The sequence below is a fragment of the Bacillus cereus group sp. BfR-BA-01441 genome, assembly GCF_022663075.1.
In the GTDB taxonomy this organism is placed as follows: domain Bacteria; phylum Bacillota; class Bacilli; order Bacillales; family Bacillaceae_G; genus Bacillus_A; species Bacillus_A cereus.
On record NZ_JAKUEU010000037.1, the window covers coordinates 1 to 21,442 of the forward strand.

Below are 21,442 nucleotides of genomic sequence, written 5' to 3' on the forward strand. Positions count from 1 at the left end.
ACTTCTTGAATTTGACTAGTGATTTTATTAATAGCCGACAGAATGGATGAGAATGCTTGATCTGCTTTATTAGCTGTTTCTTTTCCTTCCGAAGCTTTTTGTTGGCCTTTTTGCATTGCAGCAACTGTATCTTTTGTATCTTGTTGAATGGCTTGTATTAAATGATTGATTTCAAATGCAGATGTTTTAGACTGCTCAGCTAAATTTCCTACTTCCGCTGCCACTACTGCAAATCCTTTACCGTTTTCTCCAGCACGTGCAGCTTCAATTGATGCGTTTAAGGCAAGTAGGTTTGTTTGTTCAGCAATATTAGTGATTGCATCCAGAGCTTTATCTATTTCTTGCGTACGTGTAACAAGCCTCTCAATTACTTTAGAAGTTTCTTCAACAACCTCATGAATACTATTCATCTGAAGTATAGATTGTTTTATCACTTCACTACCAGAATTGACTTGTTCTGTTGTTGTGACAGCCACTTCTGTAACCGTTGCTGAGGATTCAGCTACTATTTGAACTCCAGTCGCAATTTCTTCCATTGAAGATGCACTTTCTTGAATACTAGTAACTTGTCCTTCTATTTTTTTATCAACCTCAGAAATAGTTTGAACAACCTCACTTGATATATGAGATGCTCGTTTAGTATCTTGTAACATCCCATCGGTTGAAGAAATAACCTCCTGTGTTGTGTTTTTTACTTCTCCAATTAATTGTTGTAAGTTATCCAACATGTTATTAAAAGATTTCACAATGCTTCCCAATTCATTATTTGATTTATAAGAAGTACGTAACGTTAAATCACCTGCAGATACCCCTTTCATATCTCTTTCTAATAGTACAATTGGTTGTTTAATCGCACTTTTAATGATATAGCCAATAAAAATAACAATTGCAATTGCTATAATGGAGATACTAATAAACAGCATCATGGTATTTGTTGCACTGTCAGTATTATTTTTTTGTAATTGATCTGCATTATTATTATTAAATTGGATAAGTTCGCGAATTGCCTGAATTGACTTTTTCATATTAGGATCAACCTCTTTTAGGTAATAAGCATATGCTTCTTCATTATTAGATTGTCCCAAATCTTGCACTTTTTTCAGTTGTGTTCTTAAGTCTTTGAATATTGTATAAAATGTGTTATACAATTCCTTTTCTCTATTAGAACTAACTCTTGTCTCAAACTTCTTTAATAACTTATCAGTTTCTGCACGAGCCACATCTATTTCTGTTAAAAGTTCTTTTATTCGTTTTTCATCTTTTGATAGGATCGTTTCCTTTACATTCATATTGATTAGATAAAAATTAGACTCTATAGCTCCTATCCACTGAATTGGTAATAAACTATCTTCATACATAGTAGTAGAAGCATGCTCCCCTTTTTTAAGGCCCCAAAATCCTAGTATAGATAATATGATACACGAGACACTTGCTATAACTACCATTACGTTAAGTGTTGTACCAATTTTACTGTTTTTTAAAAACGACAATTAAATCCACCTCATTGTTATATAGTAATTAAGTAATCGAAAGTATAAAAATAAAGGACATTTGATTATTTTTTATATAATGAAAAATCCTATACTTAAATTTAAATAATAAAAAATAAATTTTTAAAAGAGCGTGTTGTTATATATTTAGGTCAACGCGCTCTTACATATATTTAAACCCTATATCAATTTCTTATTCCATTCATTTAAATTATAAATACTTGTTATATTCGCTTATCATGCCAGAAGTTTATTGAAAAATGATTATTCTCATCATAAGCTTCGAATTCATACCCTTTTTCTTTTAATCCTTTTATAATTGCTGGAACTGCCGCGACAGATTGCGGATGAATATCATGCATTAAAATAATTTCTTTTGAAGACGTCGCACCTGCTAAGACGTTTTGAACAATTTTTGCGGACGCTACATCAACGGATAATTTATTGTATTTCCAATCTAAAGAATCAATTGTCCAATCCCATACTTTTAAATTATTTCCGACCACTTCATTTCGAAGTGATTCATTTAACCCAGGCATTGATCCATATGGTGGGCGTGTTAATTTCGGTGAGTTTCCAATAACATTTCTAATTAAAGATTGATCCTCTTTCATTTCCTTAACATATTCCTGATTGGTGTATAACTTTTTAAAATCATGTGTCATACTATGCATACCCACATAATGGTTCTCAACATGCTCTCGTTTCACTAAATCTGGGAACCTTTTCACATTATCGCCAATTAAAAAGAATGTTGCTTTCACATTGTTTTTCTTTAATACATCCAATAGGTTAGCTGTATATTTTCCTGGTCCATCATCAAAAGTTAAATATGCAACTTTTCTTTCTTTACCATCAAAACAATTAGGTATCGATTTTTTTAATTCATTTTTAGGTAGACTGCTCACTTGTTGAACACTGTTTACCTCTTCCGCATTTACCAGCTTAGGATTCGTAATAGATTGAAACATGTAATACCCTATTGCTACTAATGTAATAGCCAACAATATACTTATAATTCTTTTTTTCTTAAGCTTAATTTTCATATTATAATCTTCTTTCTATCCTATTATTCCACTTTATGTTGTTTAGTTATATTATTATATTAGTTTATAAAATTATTTAACTTAACAAATATCAATTTTGGATTACTTATTTTAATAATCTATATAGGTAAAAATTAGTGTCCTGCACTAGCATTCATGCCATTTCCTATAATAGTTAGAACCAAAGGATATAATACTGGTCCTAGGGTAAGAAAAATGTTTAAAATTACAATAAATGTATATAGCGGACTGTATTTTTGACTATTTTGATGTGCAAATACTAGGATAACCAATGTTATTATAGTAATGAAATGTAGCAATAACATTATCAACCAATAATACATCATTATAGTAAGATTCGCCTTTCCTAATAGTTGGCATGTTAACCCTATTATTGTTCCTAATACTGTAGCATTAAAGGTAATAAATACAGTTCTATTTAGTATTTTAGGAAATGGTTTATAATACACAGTTTTGTTATATAAACCTATTAAAATGCCCAAAGATAGATATGCCAGTAATACCCCTACCCAATCGAAGACCCAACCTTGATTTCCCATAAAATGCGCAATGATCCCTCCTACTGCAAGAATCAAGGAGATCATAATGTTAGTTAAAGCTGATTTCATAATGTTTTCACTTCCTAAAAAATTTTATAATAAAGCATTGGTGTTTACCCATATGTTGTCATTTACTTATTAGAACTTCTTTTTAATTAACTGAGAACTTGTTTGATAGTATTCTTCCACTACTTTTTGTGGGAATCATACTTCCTCCTGTTCCCTATACAATTTGTGTACCTTGATTCAATTTATGTTTTAAATCATTATTTTGTAAATAGCCTCTCCCCCTTTTATGCAATTTAATAGGTCTCTGCTAATGTTGTTGGTTCTAGCTAAATATCCTCTTTACCCACTATTTCTTTTAATAGCTTATATAAATGATTATCACCAACTTTATATGCCCCACTTAAAAATGTTGCCATTGCTTTCCTTACAAACCCAGATGTTATTCCAAGTGCCAGTCCATCCGCTATTGCATTATTGTCAATCCCAAAATCTTATACAGAAATTCAATCATATAATCAGGTCATCATACTTAATGGTTCACATGGAAGAATAAGTATCAATCATTTCTCGTCTTATTACTATTCTCACAACTATGCAGGTGCTTGAAAATTAATCATACTTTATTATAATTAAGTATATTAACAACATGTTTAGTATAAGTGAATAAAATTAATTTTAATTTTATTCACTTATTTAAAGGGGATTACGCATATGAACAATATTAATATCGGTGAAAAAATTATGGCCTTTAGAAAAGGCGCTGGACTAACTAGTAAACGATTAGCTGAATTAGCTGATATAACACCTTCCATGTTAAGTCAGATTGAGAAAGGAATCACGAATCCATCCTTACAAACACTAAAACTAATTTCTGCAGCATTAAATATTGCTTTATTTAATTTTTTCTTAGAAGATACCAATACAGAAGAATTAGTTGTAAGAGCTAATCAAAGAAAAAAAATAACTTTCCCTGAAAGCGGCAATGTTTCGTATGAGTTATTATCACCTAATTTAAATGGATCACTGGAATTAGCTTTAATGAATCTGTTACCTCAAACCGCTTCTTCTATGGAGCCTATGGCACATAAAGGTGAAGAAATAGCATTTGTTATGGAAGGACAAGTAAAACTATATCTAAATGATGAAGTTTTACTTCTTAACCCAGGTGATAGTGTTAAAATCCCACCATACGCAAAACATAAATGGGAAAACACTTCTTTACACAAAGTCACTGTTATATTTGGAGTAACCCCACCATCTTTTTAATTTCAAGTACTAGCGCATAAAAGTTAGAGAAAATAATTCTCTAACTTTTTTGTATACATAACTATATTTAAAAAGTAAAAAACTTGTCTCAGAATTATATGTCATTTAAATCTAAACGATTATGAGTAGTGAAAGAGAGCTTTCTAATTACATACTTAATTTACTTTTTAATGTCCAGTATTTTTCTCCAGTAGTGTCAAAAGAGAATTCCACCCATCCATTTGGATCTTCACGATAAATAAATATGTTTGTTCCACGAGTTACTGTACCAACTCTATTTTCCTCGACTGCTACATCTGATTTACTTTTAATTTTTAAGTTAAATGGATACGGTACATGGTAATAAGCAGCTGTTGATACAACATTTGCTGTTGTCCCATCTTCATACATGTTATATGGAATGTTATTAGATAACGCTTCAACATTTAATGTTTCAGGATTCTTTGGTAATTTTTTTGCAGATGAATAGTCTTCCGCACGGAAAGGTTTAATACGTTCCATAATATTTGCAATTTTTCCAGCCCAGCCTTTGTCTGATGCATATTTTACGTTCATACCAGCTAATGTCGGTCCATTATAATGCATACCATCTTCTTCTAAATATCTTTCTCGTACATAATTGGCATTATATGCAATACTGTCACCGTAGGTTGGTAAATATTTTGCATATTTAAACGGATCCTTATCATATGCGCGTAACCCAAATAAATTGTGTTTTCGATATGCGATTTCTGATTTTCCATATCCAGACTCTAAAATTGCATGTGCTGCTAAATACTGTGCATTTACACCGTATTGATTTTGCGCATTAATAAAATCTTGCCCATGTCCAACTAATGGACTATCTGAATGGTATTTTGCAATAAAACTATCAATCTCTTGAGCTGTAATTTTCGAAGCCACTGTTAAATTTAAATCCTCATACGAAGTAGCAGTAATGATTTCTTTTTCTTTTAAACCATTATTTTGATTTTGTTTCAACATATCTGTTTTGGCAGTAAGTTGAGCGGCCTCGGCGCGTGTTATAGATCTATTTGGTTGCCAGCCGTTATCCGTACCATTGGAAATTTTTAAGTCAATTAAGATATTGGCATATTTTTCTCCCCAATGTCCTTTTAAATCCTCAAATTTACTTTGGCCATTTTCATGTGCTGTACTTTGTAGTTTATAGGCATTTACTAGCATCGTTGCCATGGCAGCGCGTGTTACTTTCCCAGATGGATTGAAGATTCCATTCCCTTCTCCTTTAACAATGCCAGCTTTTTCAGCTGCAGCAATATACGGGGTAGCCCAATGGTTTTGTGAATCTGTAAAAGATGGTTTTGCATCGAAGTCAATTTCTATTCCTAAAACTTTTGTCATAATTTTTGTGGCCGAAGCTCTGTCTAATGAATCATGAGAACCAAAAGTTCCATCTGGATAACCATTCAATACCTGTTTATTAACTAAATAATTAACGGATTTGTCCGCCCATGCTGGAACATCTGGAAACTTATGAGTATCTGCAAATGTATTAGATGAGTAGGATAGTAGACTTCCTGCAATAATTCCTGTAGCAATTAACTTGGATTTCATAAAATATTCTCCTTCTAAATCTTAATTCCTATCCATTTTCATGCATTTAATTTATATTATCCCTTTATTAAGAAGTAATAATAAAAAATTGCAATAAATGTTGGTGAGCTTATTGAATAATTAACTATATTGTTAATGGATAATATATATAAGGAATTGCATAAATAAAGTTTTTTTATCCAAAAGAATATCTAGAGGAAAGGTTTTCTATCAATATGTATCTTTAAAAAAATTTTAAGCTTAACATACATTTGGTTCAACCATTTTAGTTACCTGTATATAAGTGCCAATGAACAAATATAAGTTTATATTCAACTTTTTTATTTAAATTCAAGTTTGTATACTTGTTAAACTAGTAAACAAACTTGAAAATCAATCTCAATTAATTTCGATTAATTATAATTAAGTATATATTAATACGTCAACACATTATTAATTTTTAGTAAATAAAATTAATTTATATTTATTATGTAAATATAAAACATTTTTGTTAAATTTATTCATTGACACTTATGCATATAAGTAACTATAATCGTTACACCAAATTGAATAGATGTCAACATTATCACAAACATATAAATATAAAAATAAAAATAAAAAATCTCAATTTGGTAATACAATAGATTGGTAGAGGTGTATATTTTTATGAAGCGCAAATTAATCACAACAGGTCTTCTTGCAGGGGCTATATTATCCTATTCTTCTAGTATTTTTGCAGATACTCACAAATTCCCTGATGTTCCAAAGTGGGCAGAGCAATCTGTTAATTACTTAGTGGATAAACAAGTGTTAATTGGTTATCCAGATGGCACTTTTGGCTCAAACGTTACGTTAGATCGAGCTTCCGCTGCAACAATTTTAACAAAAGCTTTAGGAATAGAAATTGATCCAAAAGCCAAACCTTCTTTTACAGACTCTCAAGACCACTGGGGCGCTCCGTATATTGCTGCAGCTGAAAAAGCTGGCATTGTTAAAGGAGAAGGGAATGGAATCTTCAATCCATCTGGGAAAGTAACACGCGCTGCCATGGCAACGATGCTAGTAAATGCTTATAAACTACAAAGTACAACACATGAAAATGGCCAAAGTAAATTTGAGGATTTAAAAGGACATTGGGGTGAAAAATTCGCCAATGTTTTAATTGATTTAAAAATTTCCAATGGTACGGATAACGGCTGGCAACCAAATAGATTCATAACACGAGCTGAAGCTGCTCAACTTACTGCTAAAACAGATATGTTTTCTAAAGAAATAAAAGATAAATTGAGAGAAAAAGTCAACAGTAAGGATATGGATATCAATAATAAAGAAGGTGAGTCAATTTCAATAGAAAATCGATCTTTAACTACTGAGACAGCTGTTTCAACACAAAATAAAAAAGAACAAATTCTACTAAATCAACACCAAAAACATTCTGGTAAAGTAACTGCTAAAACAGAAAAGTCTTTAATTATTTCTGATGGAAATACAAGTTTAGATGCTATGATTTCTTCTCCTGAAATCCTTAAAGATATTCAAATTGGAGATACCGTTACTATTTATGCACCTATTTTTATAGATGGTCTTGTATTTGGCCAGCCCGATACAGCTAAATATGCTATTGTTCAAAAGGAAAATGAAGAAAATGTTCTAGAAGACCAATACCAAAAGCATACTGGGAATGTAATTAATAAAACAAATAACTCAATTAGTATTTCTAGTGAAGGTTCGACTGTTAGTGCTATCGTTTCCCCTGAAATCTTACAGGATATAAATATTGGAGATACCGTTACTATTTATGGAGCATATTTTATGAATAATATGGCAACTGGTGAATTATCCGCTAAAGCTCCTATCATCGAAAAGTTGGCAAGTAAGACAGTTACTCCTAATACAGGTATGGATAAATCGAAGTCGATATCAGAAGCCGCTAAAAAAGAAAAAGCTTTACTAAATCAACACAAAAAACGTTCTGGTAAAGTAACTGCTAAAACAGAAAAGTCTTTAATTATTTCTGATGAAAATACAAGTTTAGATGCTATCGTTTCTTCCCCTGAAATCCTTAAAGATATTCAAATTGGAGATACCGTTACTATTTATGCACCTATTTTTATAGATGGTCTTGTATTTGGCCAGCCCGATACAGCTAAATATGCTATTGTTCAAAAAGAAAATGAAGAAAACGTGCTAAAAAAACAATATAAAATGCACACTGGAAATGTAATCAATAAATCAAATGACGCTATTGAAATTTCTAATGAGGATTCGACTGTTAGTGCTATCGTTTCCCCTGAAATCTTACAGGATATAAATATTGGAGATACTATTACTATTTATGGGGCATATTTTATGAATAATATGGCAACCGGTGAATTATCCGCTAAAGCTCCTATCATCGAAAAGATGGAAAAATAAGCAATAGGTTTCAAATGGGAAAATTCCCATACCATTTATAGATGCTATTGAACTAACATCTATAAATGGTATATATATCAATGCACGTATACTGGTATTATTTTAATTAAAAACTTGTATTAAAAAAGACAATTACTTTAATTCATAAGTAATTGTCTTTTTATTAAAAGGTAGTTATTTTTAATAATAAATCCAAGTGAGAGATCCAACAATATAATTAACTCTTTAAATTTAACTGTTAAGCAGACTTAAAAATTGACCTATTTTAATAGCGATTTGAGAACCACTCTCCACCATCGAATTAATATCCGTTAGGGATTCTTTTGCTCTTCTAAGAAGAGATGGCTTTGGTGACTGCCCCTCTTCAATATTTTGCGCTACTTCTCCAACAAAGTCTATAGCATCTTCTTGAATATCTTTATTTTCTAAAGAAGTACCTTTTAATAGTTCGATTAACTCTTGCGCTACCTTTTGAAGGTCATTATTTTCACCTTGGTTATTAGTTTGAATAGCTTCGATATTCCCTTGCTCTGCATAATTAAACTGACCAACATTTCCTTGAATTAATAATTTTGCGTTCGGTTTTTCATCAATTCCCAATTCAATCGCCATCTCCTCTAAATAATCTGTAATGTGATTTACTAAAAGCCTAACTACCTGATAATTAAATTCACGTACTTGATCCGAAAATTTTGCTCCCTTGTAAAAAGCATATCCATATGTCAATTGATTATAAGAAGATAAATTTTCTGTCGCATACTTTAATAGTTGATAAATAAAGCTAATTTCTTCGTTATTATCAATTGGAATGTCATATTTCGATTCATATTCCTTTGAGTTTAGGATTTCTTCTATATCATAGTCTTGTGTGTGACATTTACGTATAAAGTCATAAATAATAGACTCATTTTCAATATAAGCAATAAACTTTATAGCTAATCTCATAGTCTCATGAATATCAGTGGAATATAATAAATCCCCAGAGACTCTTCTAAAACTCTTAGATATAATTTTAAATTTTTTAATAGGGATTAGAACAGTTGATTCCAATTAATTCACCCCACAATATGGACAAAATGGCTGGTGTCCTGCTGTTGTTAATATCGATAACTTTGCATTTCTGTTACAACATAAAAATAAAATTTCGTTTAGATCATCTTTTTCATATAGTTCTTTTATTGGTTTTGATGTATTTTGCTTCTTTGCTTTAAATTTTATATTTTTACTTTTTTTTGAGGTCTTCTCTAACCCTTTGAATAAATCATTTATCATGTTTGCTATCTCATTCTCTGCAATAATTAAGGCATTTTCTTTTATATCTTCAGTGTAGTATGTAGAAACTGAACTTGGAATCCCACAGCTTGGGCAAAACAGCTCTAAAACGTCATCTTCTTGTACTTCATCCGGCCGTAATTTAAATTCTTCCCCGCATAATGAACACTTAAAAGATGAAAAGCCAGCTAGGTCACTAGGTTTAGTAATTACGAATTTTTTGGTCATTACAACATCTCCTTAATTTATGGATGAAATTTATATGTTGTCTATATAAAAATATTTAAAGAAAATGCTCAATTTTAGTCTAATGTTAAGCAGCTTTATTGAAAGTCAGAAATTTAACCTTTATATATTCTACAAAAACTTATCTAATCCCTTTTTATTTCAAATTTATATTAATAGCTCTGATATAAGAGTTAGAAATTAAAATTGAAACCAGCTCCTAAAAATTCAACGTGTAGTAGTTAAAAATTCATTGTGTTTGCAGCTATTTTTAAAAAGTACCCACTTGGTTGTTGTCTGTATGTGAAAAAGTATCCACTTTAGTGTCTCCGTTTAAAAAAATATCCATTTTCTTGTCCCGATATGTGGACAAGAAAATGGATACTAAATAAACTTTCCCCGTAGATAATTCAATATATTACACTATAAAATAAGTTCCTACTTTCATGTCTTTTTACAGTAATCAGATAGCATATTTTTATCGTTTTCCGACAGAAGACTCCTTCCTCAAAAATGTGAAGGTGTGAAACACCAATTTTAGGTGGGAGATGAATGTCAGTTGGCATAAGCCAACATATTTGCTATCATTTGCTTGTACAGATTGCTCTTCGAAAACTGAAGATATGAGGTTGGTTGCAGAAAAACGTTGCGACCGTAAAATCTTCAACGTTCTATCGCCCCACGCTTCTCAAAATTGCGAAAACCAAGCTAAAGTAGGTAGTGTGGTGAGTCAGCGTACAAGATACTTATGTTCTCACCGTAGGGACTGCGGGTAGAGCCTGCTAAGATAACTGGTGGATACACCGGTGTTCGCAGGAATCTCCCACTTCAAACAGTCCGTTAGGACGTTAAGTGGTGAGTAGTTCAACTATTAATCATTTCACGATAAGAATTAATAATAAATTCTGCTGCATATCCTCTGCACACGTGGTCTAGAGCATACATTTTTTATATTTTGGTGCAAAATGAAAAGTTTCCTCTAATTCAATATTCTCTTTTTTACTTTTAAATTAAAATATTCCAAAGTAACCCTCATTAAACTGCAATTATAAATGTAGGGTTCTACTTACATTTGTGATTTATATAAATAATCTGATTTATTAACTTATCTATATCTTGACTTAAACTTAGCACCTGCTGATGTCTAAATCCATATTTATCTACTAGTTTAATTAATTCTACTTTCTTGTCTTCAATTAATTTTTGTAAGTTTCTCATCTCCATATCTATTAGAACTCCTTTTTTACGATTTAGCAGTTAAATTATAGTATAGATATAAAAATAAAGAAACTGGAATTTTTGGTAATCGAAAGAAAAAATTCAGATGTGTCTAAAATATATTAAAATTATATATATGCATAAATGCATTTAAATTCTTCTATAATAATGTTATAATGGAATTAACCAAGAAGCATCCAACAAATTATGATTAATCACTACATTTTCTTTCAGAACTAGTCAACATATAAAAAGACACTATATAGAGTATAGTGTCTTTTTATATACTCTATAATATTATTTGAACATAAATATGTTTATGCAAATTAAATTACTAAAAAAACTTTAACAAAGGGTTGTACCACATCCCTATGTAGCTAATAAAAGACAAATAAACAAAAGGATATATCTTACCATATTTGATGGAAAAGACATATCCTTTTGTTAAAACCCTACTCTTATCGATTTCTGTTATCATTAAGTTTTAATTAAACTTAATACCACACTCTAATCGATCACTGTTATCCTTAGGATTTAATGTAATTGGCTTTACAATGTACTCCATTATATTCACCTCCTTTCACTGAAAGTATATTTCAACTTTCTTATTAACTAGATTGTTTAATAACCTCAGTTTCCGGTACTTTTTGTTTATCGATAGGATTTTTTATGTAATATCTATATAATCTATCTTTGATATTATATTTTAATTGGTCACATTCAAAATCTTGTTTTTCTAAACTTAGTTCTGGGCATCTTCCTTTACAAAGAGGCATAATATTACATGTCTTGCATTTGTTTGGCAATTCCCAATTCATCCATTTTGTTAAGGTTTGTAACGAAGTAATGCCTTCTGCTAAATTTCCTACTCTTAATTTTTTATTTCCAACTTCATGCCAGCATTTAAATAAATCACCATAGGCATCTACAACAAAAGAGTTATTATCTACAGCTTGACAAACCCAACCACCACGATTTCTAGGATAAAGATTTCCCATATTGAAGCCAATCTTATCCGCATATTCAATCAAATCTGTCTCCCATTTTGCAAATTCCCTTGTTACTAGACAGGATTCACTAATAGATTGACAAACGTCATTGTATGCCCCTACTGGAGCAAAATACAAGGAAACTTTGTTGTTTAATCCGTGGTTCATTAGGATTGGAAATAGCTTATAGACATCTGCAACGTTTTCTTTTGAAACATTTACTCGAATTCCGACTTGTATAATGTCTTGTATTTCTTTAATATTATTTAAAATTTTATTGAAAGAACCTTGCTTATTTCTTAAGATTCTAGTCACATCATGCGTCTCTGGGCCACCATCCAATGTAATTTGTACATATTTAACATTATTCTCTTGGACTAAATGTTCTGCAATTTTTCTATTAAGTAAATATCCATTTGAAACTATTTTAGCTCTATATTGTATATTTTTTTCTTTACATATTGCTAATATATACTTTGACATTCTATCTATAAGATCTTTTTTTAATAATGGTTCACCACCATACCATGTAACAGAAAATTCAGTCTTATTTTTCAAGTTATTTTGAATGAAGTTTTTCAAATCTTCTTCTTTTTGTCCCTCAATATATTCATCTACATGATCCTCATAACAATATGGACATCGAAAATTACATTGTAATGTAGTTGCTATGGTTAAACCTAAATATTCACTTCCAAAACGGCTTTTATTAGTTAAATAATGGTAAACTCCGTATTCATCTAAAGAATTTTCTACTATAAAACCAGCCCTAGTTAATTCTTCTAAATGTAAATTAGGAATTTCATTATAGTCTCTTTTGCTAATTTTTTTTATAGTATCCTTATATTCATCAAAAATTTTAACGAACGCTCCTGTATGGCTATTATATAGAAAATTAATATTATCTCTTTTGAAAGGTACATTAAATTGTGATACCTTATACAAAATTATTCCTCCATTCTATTCGTATCCATATTACTAAAATGATGCAATTACTTATGTCTTGTAATATTAATTGTTAAAATCTATTTTTCACTAATAACTTAACACAGGTATAGTAGCAATTGAATTGAGAATATATATACTGAATGTTTAGTATAGATATATAAACCTATAATGATAGTGTAAATATTTTTTCTATTGGATTATGTTGCTACATTTTTAGAAGCGGCAAATAAAGAGAGTGAGTCAGAAAAGCCTAAGAAATCTATAGTAAAAACAGGTAACTTGCTTCGCAAGTCACCTGTTAATCTTTTAATAAATAGAAAAAATCCCTAACCATTGTTTTGGATATTGTTAGGGATTTTTTCTATTTATATTTTGTATTAATCCACGTTGTCAGCAAATTAAAGATCGCATGGTTTTACAAAACATAAATATGTTGGAGTTCGTATTAAAGGATAAAATTTTCATTTTTGGGGTATTTACTTTTGTTAACTTGATTGTGATGTGGTGCTCCCCCATCCCCATCAAGCTAAGAGAAGACAACTATCCTAAAAATGAAATTTTGTGCTAACTTGTAATAAAAATGCTCATTTTTTTTTCGGTAAATCTGTTTTCTTAACATGTATGGTGAGCCATATAGGCTGTTATATAATCAATATTTGTATATTCCGGAAGAAATATAAAGAAAAACGTATTAGTGTTTTTTTGATTTTAGGAATATATTTTCAACCAAACAAGTCTAGGAATCGGATGTATCATTTTTTATTATGAACGATTATAGAATAGTATGGTAAAGAGACATGTAATTTCAGATCATTCAATAGTTATAATGATAAGGAGGATACTAGTGAAAAAACTTACTTTTAAGGATTTGAATTCGCCAAAGACCATGCGTAATCCCATTATGTTCTATAAAAACCTCATCAAGCAACAAGAGCGTTTCTTTCAAATTGATGACTTTTATGGCATGGGAGGGACATGGGTCGCATTACACTATGATGATGTGATTACTATTCTAAAAGATTCTCGTTTTATCAAAGATTTACGGAAATTCACACCACTCCATGATAAGCAGCATCCAATTTTGGAAAATCCAGCTGCGAGTAAACTGTTTGACTGGCTGATGAATATGCCGAATATGCTTACGGTAGATCCACCTGATCATACTCGCCTACGTCGTCTAGTCTCTAAAGCCTTTACACCACGTATGATAGAGGATCTTCGTCCCCGCATTCAGCAAATTGCCGACGAATTGTTGGTTGCTGTACAGGAACAAGGAAAGATGGAAATTATTTCAGATTTTGCTTACCCACTACCCATTATTGTTATTTCAGAGATGCTTGGGATTCCCGCCACTGATCGAAGCCAGTTCCGTGAATGGACAAAAGTACTCATGAACGCCTCTGTGGACCCTAGTGAAGGAGCTGCAGTTACAACAACACTTGAAAAGTTTATTCAATACATCGAGGCACTGCTTAACGAAAAGCGCCTAAATCCTGATGCCGATTTGATAAGCGAGCTCGTTCAAACAAAAGAGCAAGAAGACAAGTTGAGTAATAACGAGCTTCTCTCGACAATTTGGCTGCTCATTATCGCTGGACATGAAACGACAGTTAATCTAATCAGTAATGGTGTACTGGCATTACTTCAATATCCCGAACAAATGAATTTACTAAGGGAAAACCCTTCCCTGATTCCTTCCGCTGTTGACGAACTATTACGCTATTCCGGCCCAGTTATGTTTATTAGCCGACTTGCTAGTGAAGATATGACAATACATGGAAAAATGATTCGCAAAGGTGATTTAGTTCTACTCTCTTTGACTGCTGCAAATATTGATCCACAGAAATTTACTTATCCGGAAACATTGAATATTTCACGAGAAGAGAATAATCATTTAGCCTTTGGGGCTGGTATACATCACTGTTTGGGGGCTCCATTAGCACGTTTAGAAGGACAAATTGCATTAGGTACTTTGCTACAGCGGCTTCCTAACCTTCGCCTAGCAATCAAACCGGATCAATTAAATTATAATCATAGTAAAATTCGTTCTCTTGTTAATCTGCCAGTTTTTTTCTGACCTATAATTCTAATGGGTTTAAGCTGTTTGTTTTTTATTGAAAAGTTGTGTTATTTTAAAATTTTATTGTACTCCCAGAACAAAGTTTTGTGCTAAATTGTAACAAAATTTCGTTTTAGAGTAATTCTAAATCCTTAAGTTGATGGATGTGTGGTGGAACCCCATCACTATCAAGCTAAGGTCATACAACATCAATCATAGTAGAGGTTATTTCTTTTTTTCTAAAGGCTACGTGTAGGCAATTTAAAGATTTGCATACGAAATAAACCCTAACGGGTTTCATTTTTTTGATTTAAGCCGCTTTATTAAATCGTTGATTCAAGCCTTCAGGGCTGATAAGTACTTCTGTTGATGCTTCTAAACATCTAGATAACTGAGTTAAAGAAGTCATAGCTACATTTTGGCTCACCCATACACATAAAGCGACTAAATCTTTTGCTTGGTACTTACTGGTTCTTTGTACAAAGCCAACATCTCTAGCAAGATCCCGTAAGACATTTGGAGATGGGGCACTTTGAATCTCTTGAGCAAATTGTTGTAATTCGTTAGAAACAGACATAAAAAACGCCATCCTTTCCTATGATTCTACAGAAAGAATAGCGTATTTTTTCATTTTAGGGGGATTTTATTTTGTTAGCTTGATAGCGATGTGGTGGAACCCCATAATGTGGTTATACAGTTAAAATCTATTGTTGCATAAAATAGGTTTATATTAAATTGCAATAAAAGGTATTTTATGAATATATGTTTTGTTATCAATTTGACTAACTATAAAATTTGCTATTTCTTTTTTTAGAATTATTATTCCAGGCATATTGGCAAGACTTTTTTCACTGTTCTAACTTCAAAACCTTTTTTTACAAAAGGTAGTCTAATTAGTGTCCAATCAAGGTTTTTATTTTTTAAAAGAGTATTCAGTTCTTCTTTTTTATCTTTCATCATTTTGGAGTCGTTTGTTTGGTAAATAAAAAAAGGGATCTTTTAAATAAAGATCTCTTTTCATTTTAGATTATTTATCTTTTTTTTAGATAAATAATAATAAATATTTATTATTGGGCATTTGCTTTATGAATTGGGACATTCATATGTAATAGGATATTTTAAGTACTTTTTATAGGAGGTCTTATATTGTTTAATTCATACATTCAATCAGATTTTATTAGTTATGATTATGATCGTCAGGATTATCACCATTCTCATTATCGATGGAAATTATGTATTTATAAAAATGGTTGGACAAATCAGTATTGGCATAAATTTGTTCATCCTTGGCAAAAGTGTTCTACTATGACTGATAATGAATTGGTTTATGAATTATTAATTCCATAAAAAAATAAAACCATCCACTTTAAGTAAGTGGTTTTAACTTTTTATGAGATTTGTGTATTTTGAGTAAAAGTATAGAAGTAAAGCATAGGTTTATAAATATCCTTTAATTCATTATTTTAATGTGTTTATATATGGTATTTCTTTAGTTTTTTGAAATAAAGTATATAAAAAATAAATTTAAGTTTAGATTTTATTATTGGAGGACTTGAAGTATGGGGATAAAAGATTTATTTAGAAATTTCATGATAAAATCACGTACAGAATTAACGATGAGGCCTTTTCCTCAGCATACAAAATATACTATAGGAACAATTAAACCTAATTATATAAATCAAAAAAAACTAGATCAACAAGTAAAAGAATTTTATCAAATGTGGAAATCAAAGTATTTGATAAAATCTTCTATGAAACCAAATCAATATTATATTAATAGTAATATTGAAGGAATGCTTGAACCGAAAAATACAGTATCTATTTCTGAAAGTCATGGTCATGGTATGCTTTTAATGGTTATTATGGCTAATACGGATGATTTTTCTGAAAAAACATATTTTGATGGACTATATAGATTTTATAAAGATCATTCTAGCAATAATAATGATTTATTAATGGCATGGAAACAAATTGAGGATGAGAATGGAAATATAGTGAATTATGAATCATCTACTGATAAACCAGATTCAGCAACAGATGGGGATATGGATATTGCTTATTCCCTTTTATTAGCGCATTATCAATGGGGAAGTAATGGAGAAATTAATTATTTAAATGAAGCAAAGAGAATGATAAAAGCAATTATGTTGAGTGATGTAAATTCAATAGATTTCTTTTTAAAATTAGGGGATTGGGTGCCAAATGATAATTCGAAGTATGGTAGAGGGACTCGTCCTTCTGATTTCATGATCGATCATTTAAAAGCATTTCAAAAAGAAACCAGTGATTCGAGATGGATTCAAGTAATAGATAAAACGTATATAATTACAAATCAAATTCATAATTTATATACTGGGTTATTACCAGACTTTGCAGAAAAACAAAATGGGCATTTTAAACCAGTAAAAGAAGGGTATTTAGAAGGTGAATATGATGGTTATTATTTTACAAATGCTTGTAGGACACCTTGGAGATTGTCTTTGGATTATTTGTTAACAGGTGATAACAGAGCATTAATGTTATTAAACAAATTAAATGCTTGGATAAGAACAAAAACAAATAATGATCCAAATAAAATTAAATCCGGATATTATTTAGATGGTAGAGACTTACCTAATTCGTCAGAAAATCATTTAGAATTTATTTCTCCTTTTGCGGTTAGTGCTATGGTAAATGATAATAATCAAGAGTGGCTTAATATGCTTTGGAAAAAAATGATTAGTATTGATTTTAATAAGAGTACGTATTATGGAAATAGTATTAAACTTCTTTGTATGGTTGTTATATCTAATAATTGGTGGTTCCCCAAATAATGGATAAAATAATTTTAGAATAAGCCGCCCATCATATGGACGGCTTATTCACATAAAATTCATTCTCGGAAGTAAAGTTTTAAAAGTAATAATTAAGAGGTTTAGTGCACTACTTCTTTGAAGTTGATCTTGTAGCGCTCTTTCTCATAATTCACTATGTTTTCCAAAGAAAATAGTGAAAGGCAAGGCGATAAATACATTTACAAAATGAAAAAAACATAAATAAAAAAGATAAGAATATCCCATTTACATATATTCAAGAATTATATTTAGTTATAACGTAAAACTCATTTTCTTATAGTTAATTAATCTTGATGTCTCTATATATTTAACTAATATATATTTGTAATGCATAGATAGTTATACAAAACTATTAGTCATGAGGATATTTATTCGTCTCTTCAATCATCATCTCTCTCCTTATATAGATGTCTCAAATAGAGAGATTAATATGTAATTTCTATATAACAAAGAAAAAAAGAGTAAACTAATACTCTCTTGTCCATCATAAAAAATTTTTGATTATTAAACCGCTAATTACTTTACATTTACCTTTGTTAATCTCGAAATCAACTTTCAATTTCCCCGCATTGAATTTTATTTTCATGTGTCCTACTCTCCTTTTCGATTTGATAATTCATTTTAGTTAATCGGACACAGACATATAATTATTAAGTTGTTAGAGTATTTTTTATGAAAAAACAGAGAAAATTTACAACCTCCGCAAAAACAGTGTTTTAAGTGTATACTTTTCTCTATTTATACGAAATGTAAAGAGATAGTATAAACTCAATGATTCAAAAAAATGAAAGTAAACAAATGGGTAAAAAATTACTTTCAGTAAAATAAAAAAGAACCTACAAACATGCAGATTCTCCTGATAATGATATATATAAGTAAGACCCGAAAATATAATACAATAATTCGAAAATGAGTTCAAGTAAATAAAAAGAACCCGCTGGAGTTCAGGTCCTTTCAAAAGTGATGATGTTTTCTCGGCTTCGGAAAGTGAGAAAATACTAAAATATAATACATCGAAATTTAGAGAATTTCAATACTTAAATTGAGGCTAAAAACTCAAATTTAAAAGCATGTTGATAAATTGAATATATACTTCTTCAATCCAGGATACCACCACATCGCTATCAAGTTTAAAAAATAAATACCCCAAAATGCATATTTTTTATTTTGGGGCTTTACAAGATTTTTAAAACCCGAAATATTAGTTCAATTCAAGTATACTAAGATATTAATTCAACATATATTTCAATCCTTATTTTCTATCCTGCGGCTCTATAGTTATTTTTTGTGCAATGGATTGGCATTCAAACGTAATAATTGATTGAATACAGTAATTAGTTTTAAAACAAAAAGCTCAAAACTATAATTGAAATAATACCTCCCAGTACGGTTCCCATTAAACTACGTGTTTTTATAGCAATAAAGAAAGTTGGGATAGATGCAAAAAATTCAATGTTACTTGTAAGTGATACAATCTTTCCATCATGTATAAATATCTCCTGACCAATCAAAGCAGCTATAACAGAAATAGGAACATAATTTAACCATCGCATTACCCATTCCGGTAATTCGAAACGACTTAGTACCATAAGAGGAACGACCCTTGGAATAAACGTTACAATAGCTGAACCTAGAATAATTAAAAAAACGCTCCATCTTACTTCCATTTTTCCACCACCATTCCTATTGTTGAAGCAATAATTGTAGCCACAATAACCCCCATACTACTGGACAATATGAAAGAACTTCCTACAGCAATAACAACTGCTATAATTGCGACAATGATATCTAGTTTGATTGTACTTCTTCCTAACATTGTTAAAATAAGAATCCCTATAAACATCGCTGGCAAGGCAAATCCTAGGCCGAATTCTTCAGGATTGGAAATCCACTGTGCCAAAAATGCTCCTGCCAAATTAGCTAGAAGCCAGTTTATATAAGCTGTTATGTTAAGGCCATGCATCCATCTTTCACTGATTTTCTTTTTCTTTGCAGCTTCGCTAATAGCAACACCAAATGTCTCATCGGTAAGTAGGGAGCCTACTAACATATTCCTAAATGGAGAAAGATGCCGAAAATAAGGTGCTAGTGCTGCACTAAGTAAAATATGCCGAAGATTAACAAAGAAAATGGTAATAATAATGGCAGAAAGAGAACTGCTTGTTGCCATCATCCCAGCAACAATAAATTGAGCAGAGCCAGCATAAAGGATTAAAGACATTAGAACTATTTCAGCTATGCTAAGTCCCGCAGTCTTTTGAATAACACCTGCCGCTATTCCGATACTTAAATAACCTAGTAATGTAGGGATACAATCTTTTACTCCTTTGATAAAGCTATCTCCATCTCTCTGAGATGAATTCACTTGGACGTTCGACAGACTCATTTCATTCCCTCCTTATTTTTAAAAATAGAAGCTAACACACTAACTACTACGAAAAAATGAAAGAAAATACGGTTCAATTTATTTGAACCGTTTTCCAGTGACAACATGAAATAGATTAGAATCATTTTTCCAAAGAGATTCCGTTTTCTCCGGACCAACTTCTTTAACTAATTCTGAGAACATAATGTCATGTCTAATGTACTCCATTGCGATTAATACCAGGGCTGGATCTTCTGTTTTTATTGCCCATGCAGGTGTATTTGGAGAAAAATTTGCAATTAATACTTCTTCATTATCCCGTGCTACAATTGTTAATCTACCATTCATACGTTCCTCAGCTACTTCGGGAGCCATATAATTATGATGAGTAGTTACACCAAGCTGCATATCTGGTGCTCCAAAAAGAATAGAGAAAACATGGATTTCTTCGTTTATTCGTCTATCTATAGCACTTTTTAAAGACGAGGCTTGTGGTTCCCAAATCGACAACCATATTTCTTTTTCTGCTTTATTTATAATATCAATCATTTCAGCAACAACATGCTCATCACTACTGATACGATGAATCACATCTACTTCTTGTTCACTTTCTAAAGCAGATAAATTCTTTTCAAGATAATCCATAGAATTTTCGAAGTTGTTTCGTAATCGACGGATTAACTCTTTAGCTGGCAATGGGGCATAGGTTACAGGATCAGAAGGTACCGTATAAACCGCACCTTTATCAATTAATTTTGCCACCACTTCGTAAATCGTTGAACGAGGTACACCTGACCGTTTACTTATTTCATATCCTGTTATGGGATAATTTTTTAAAAGGCCTATATACGCTTTACATTCATATTGTGAAAATCCCCATTTCTGAAGTTCTTTATAAAGTTCTTCCATAATTACTCCTTTAGTAGTTAGTGTAGTACTTACTATAAAATAAAGTATATTATATGTCAAAGTTATTTTTGAGTAAAAATATAAATTATAATGAAAAATTTAAAATCACCAAATAAAAAAGATTGAAAATTTCTCAACCTTTCTTGTTTACTATCAATCAATTTAAAAAAAATTTGGTTTGGGGGTAATTTAAAATCTTAGCTTGATGGCGATGTGGCGAGACCCCCTGTACCCCAACTATTATGCTGACTATTTTTTACACTTTTACACCTGTATAAAAGTG

Annotated in this window: 16 protein-coding genes and 2 pseudogenes; 5 read left to right on the plus strand and 13 right to left on the minus strand. The window is 30.9% G+C overall.

The annotated features are described in order from the left end of the window. From MR107_RS16525 to MR107_RS16535, 3 genes are all read right to left on the minus strand, one after another. A partial coding sequence (locus MR107_RS16525) for a methyl-accepting chemotaxis protein (protein ID WP_242292527.1) occupies positions 1-1,490 on the minus strand: 1,490 nt, incomplete at its 3' end. A 224-nt stretch (positions 1,491-1,714) separates the two neighbouring features. Further along, positions 1,715-2,536 carry a peptidoglycan-N-acetylglucosamine deacetylase gene (locus MR107_RS16530; RefSeq protein WP_242292528.1) on the minus strand — a complete coding sequence of 274 codons (822 nt, stop codon included), beginning with the start codon at positions 2,534-2,536 and terminating at the stop codon, positions 1,715-1,717. A gap of 134 nt (positions 2,537-2,670) precedes the next feature. After that, positions 2,671-3,165, minus strand: a complete 495-nt coding sequence (locus tag MR107_RS16535) for a DUF3902 family protein (RefSeq protein WP_088114182.1) — start codon at positions 3,163-3,165, stop codon at positions 2,671-2,673. A 651-nt stretch (positions 3,166-3,816) separates the two neighbouring features. On the opposite strand from MR107_RS16535, the gene MR107_RS16540 reads away from it, so the two are divergent. Further along, positions 3,817-4,371, plus strand: coding sequence for a helix-turn-helix domain-containing protein (locus MR107_RS16540; protein ID WP_088114181.1), 555 nt, complete (start codon positions 3,817-3,819; stop codon positions 4,369-4,371). A 147-nt stretch (positions 4,372-4,518) separates the two neighbouring features. Here the strand turns inward: MR107_RS16540 and MR107_RS16545 are convergent, their stop codons facing one another. Then, positions 4,519-5,946, minus strand: coding sequence for an S-layer homology domain-containing protein (locus MR107_RS16545; protein WP_242292529.1), 1,428 nt, complete (start codon positions 5,944-5,946; stop codon positions 4,519-4,521). A gap of 645 nt (positions 5,947-6,591) precedes the next feature. On the opposite strand from MR107_RS16545, the gene MR107_RS16550 reads away from it, so the two are divergent. Beyond that, entirely contained in the window at positions 6,592-8,340 is a 1,749-nt protein-coding gene (locus tag MR107_RS16550) for an S-layer homology domain-containing protein (RefSeq protein ID WP_242292530.1), read from the plus strand. Between the two features lie 231 nt (positions 8,341-8,571). On the opposite strand, the gene MR107_RS16555 is transcribed toward MR107_RS16550, so the two are convergent. The 4 genes from MR107_RS16555 to MR107_RS16570 form a co-directional block, all read right to left on the minus strand. Further along, positions 8,572-9,285 (minus strand): hypothetical protein, encoded by a 714-nt coding sequence (locus MR107_RS16555; RefSeq protein ID WP_166696201.1) that lies wholly within the window; start codon positions 9,283-9,285, stop codon positions 8,572-8,574. 105 nt (positions 9,286-9,390) lie between these two features. After that, positions 9,391-9,840, minus strand: a complete 450-nt coding sequence (locus tag MR107_RS16560) for a hypothetical protein (RefSeq protein ID WP_242292532.1) — start codon at positions 9,838-9,840, stop codon at positions 9,391-9,393. 1,059 nt (positions 9,841-10,899) lie between these two features. Beyond that, positions 10,900-11,061 carry an aspartyl-phosphate phosphatase Spo0E family protein gene (locus MR107_RS16565; RefSeq protein WP_098519096.1) on the minus strand — a complete coding sequence of 54 codons (162 nt, stop codon included), beginning with the start codon at positions 11,059-11,061 and terminating at the stop codon, positions 10,900-10,902. A 602-nt stretch (positions 11,062-11,663) separates the two neighbouring features. Then, the gene (locus MR107_RS16570; RefSeq protein ID WP_242292533.1) at positions 11,664-12,989 is read right to left on the minus strand and encodes a radical SAM/SPASM domain-containing protein; all 1,326 of its coding nucleotides are present in this window, start codon (positions 12,987-12,989) and stop codon (positions 11,664-11,666) included. A gap of 847 nt (positions 12,990-13,836) precedes the next feature. On the opposite strand from MR107_RS16570, the gene MR107_RS16575 reads away from it, so the two are divergent. Continuing rightward, positions 13,837-15,069, plus strand: coding sequence for a cytochrome P450 family protein (locus MR107_RS16575; RefSeq protein WP_242292534.1), 1,233 nt, complete (start codon positions 13,837-13,839; stop codon positions 15,067-15,069). Positions 15,070-15,364: 295 nt separating this feature from the next. On the opposite strand, the pseudogene MR107_RS16580 reads toward MR107_RS16575, so the two are convergent. Beyond that, a pseudogene (locus MR107_RS16580) lies at positions 15,365-15,628 on the minus strand (IS4 family transposase); the annotation flags it as partial. A gap of 569 nt (positions 15,629-16,197) precedes the next feature. On the opposite strand from MR107_RS16580, the gene MR107_RS16585 reads away from it, so the two are divergent. Further along, entirely contained in the window at positions 16,198-16,398 is a 201-nt protein-coding gene (locus tag MR107_RS16585) for a hypothetical protein (protein ID WP_242292535.1), read from the plus strand. Between the two features lie 212 nt (positions 16,399-16,610). After that, positions 16,611-17,864 carry a family 8 glycosyl hydrolase gene (locus MR107_RS16590; protein WP_242292536.1) on the plus strand — a complete coding sequence of 418 codons (1,254 nt, stop codon included), beginning with the start codon at positions 16,611-16,613 and terminating at the stop codon, positions 17,862-17,864. A gap of 90 nt (positions 17,865-17,954) precedes the next feature. Here MR107_RS16590 and MR107_RS32000 read toward each other — a convergent pair. From MR107_RS32000 to MR107_RS16605, 4 genes and pseudogenes are all read right to left on the minus strand, one after another. Next, positions 17,955-18,053, minus strand: a pseudogene (locus MR107_RS32000) (transposase); the annotation flags it as partial. A gap of 1,172 nt (positions 18,054-19,225) precedes the next feature. Next, positions 19,226-19,552 carry an AzlD domain-containing protein gene (locus MR107_RS16595; protein ID WP_000453929.1) on the minus strand — a complete coding sequence of 109 codons (327 nt, stop codon included), beginning with the start codon at positions 19,550-19,552 and terminating at the stop codon, positions 19,226-19,228. Then, entirely contained in the window at positions 19,543-20,271 is a 729-nt protein-coding gene (locus MR107_RS16600) for an AzlC family ABC transporter permease (protein ID WP_242292537.1), read from the minus strand. Before MR107_RS16600 ends, MR107_RS16595 begins: the two co-directional genes overlap by 10 nt. A gap of 78 nt (positions 20,272-20,349) precedes the next feature. Next, on the minus strand, positions 20,350-21,159 hold the full coding sequence (locus MR107_RS16605; RefSeq protein WP_088028560.1) for a TrmB family transcriptional regulator: 810 nt from the start codon (positions 21,157-21,159) through the stop codon (positions 20,350-20,352). Positions 21,160-21,442: the final 283 nt, after the last annotated feature.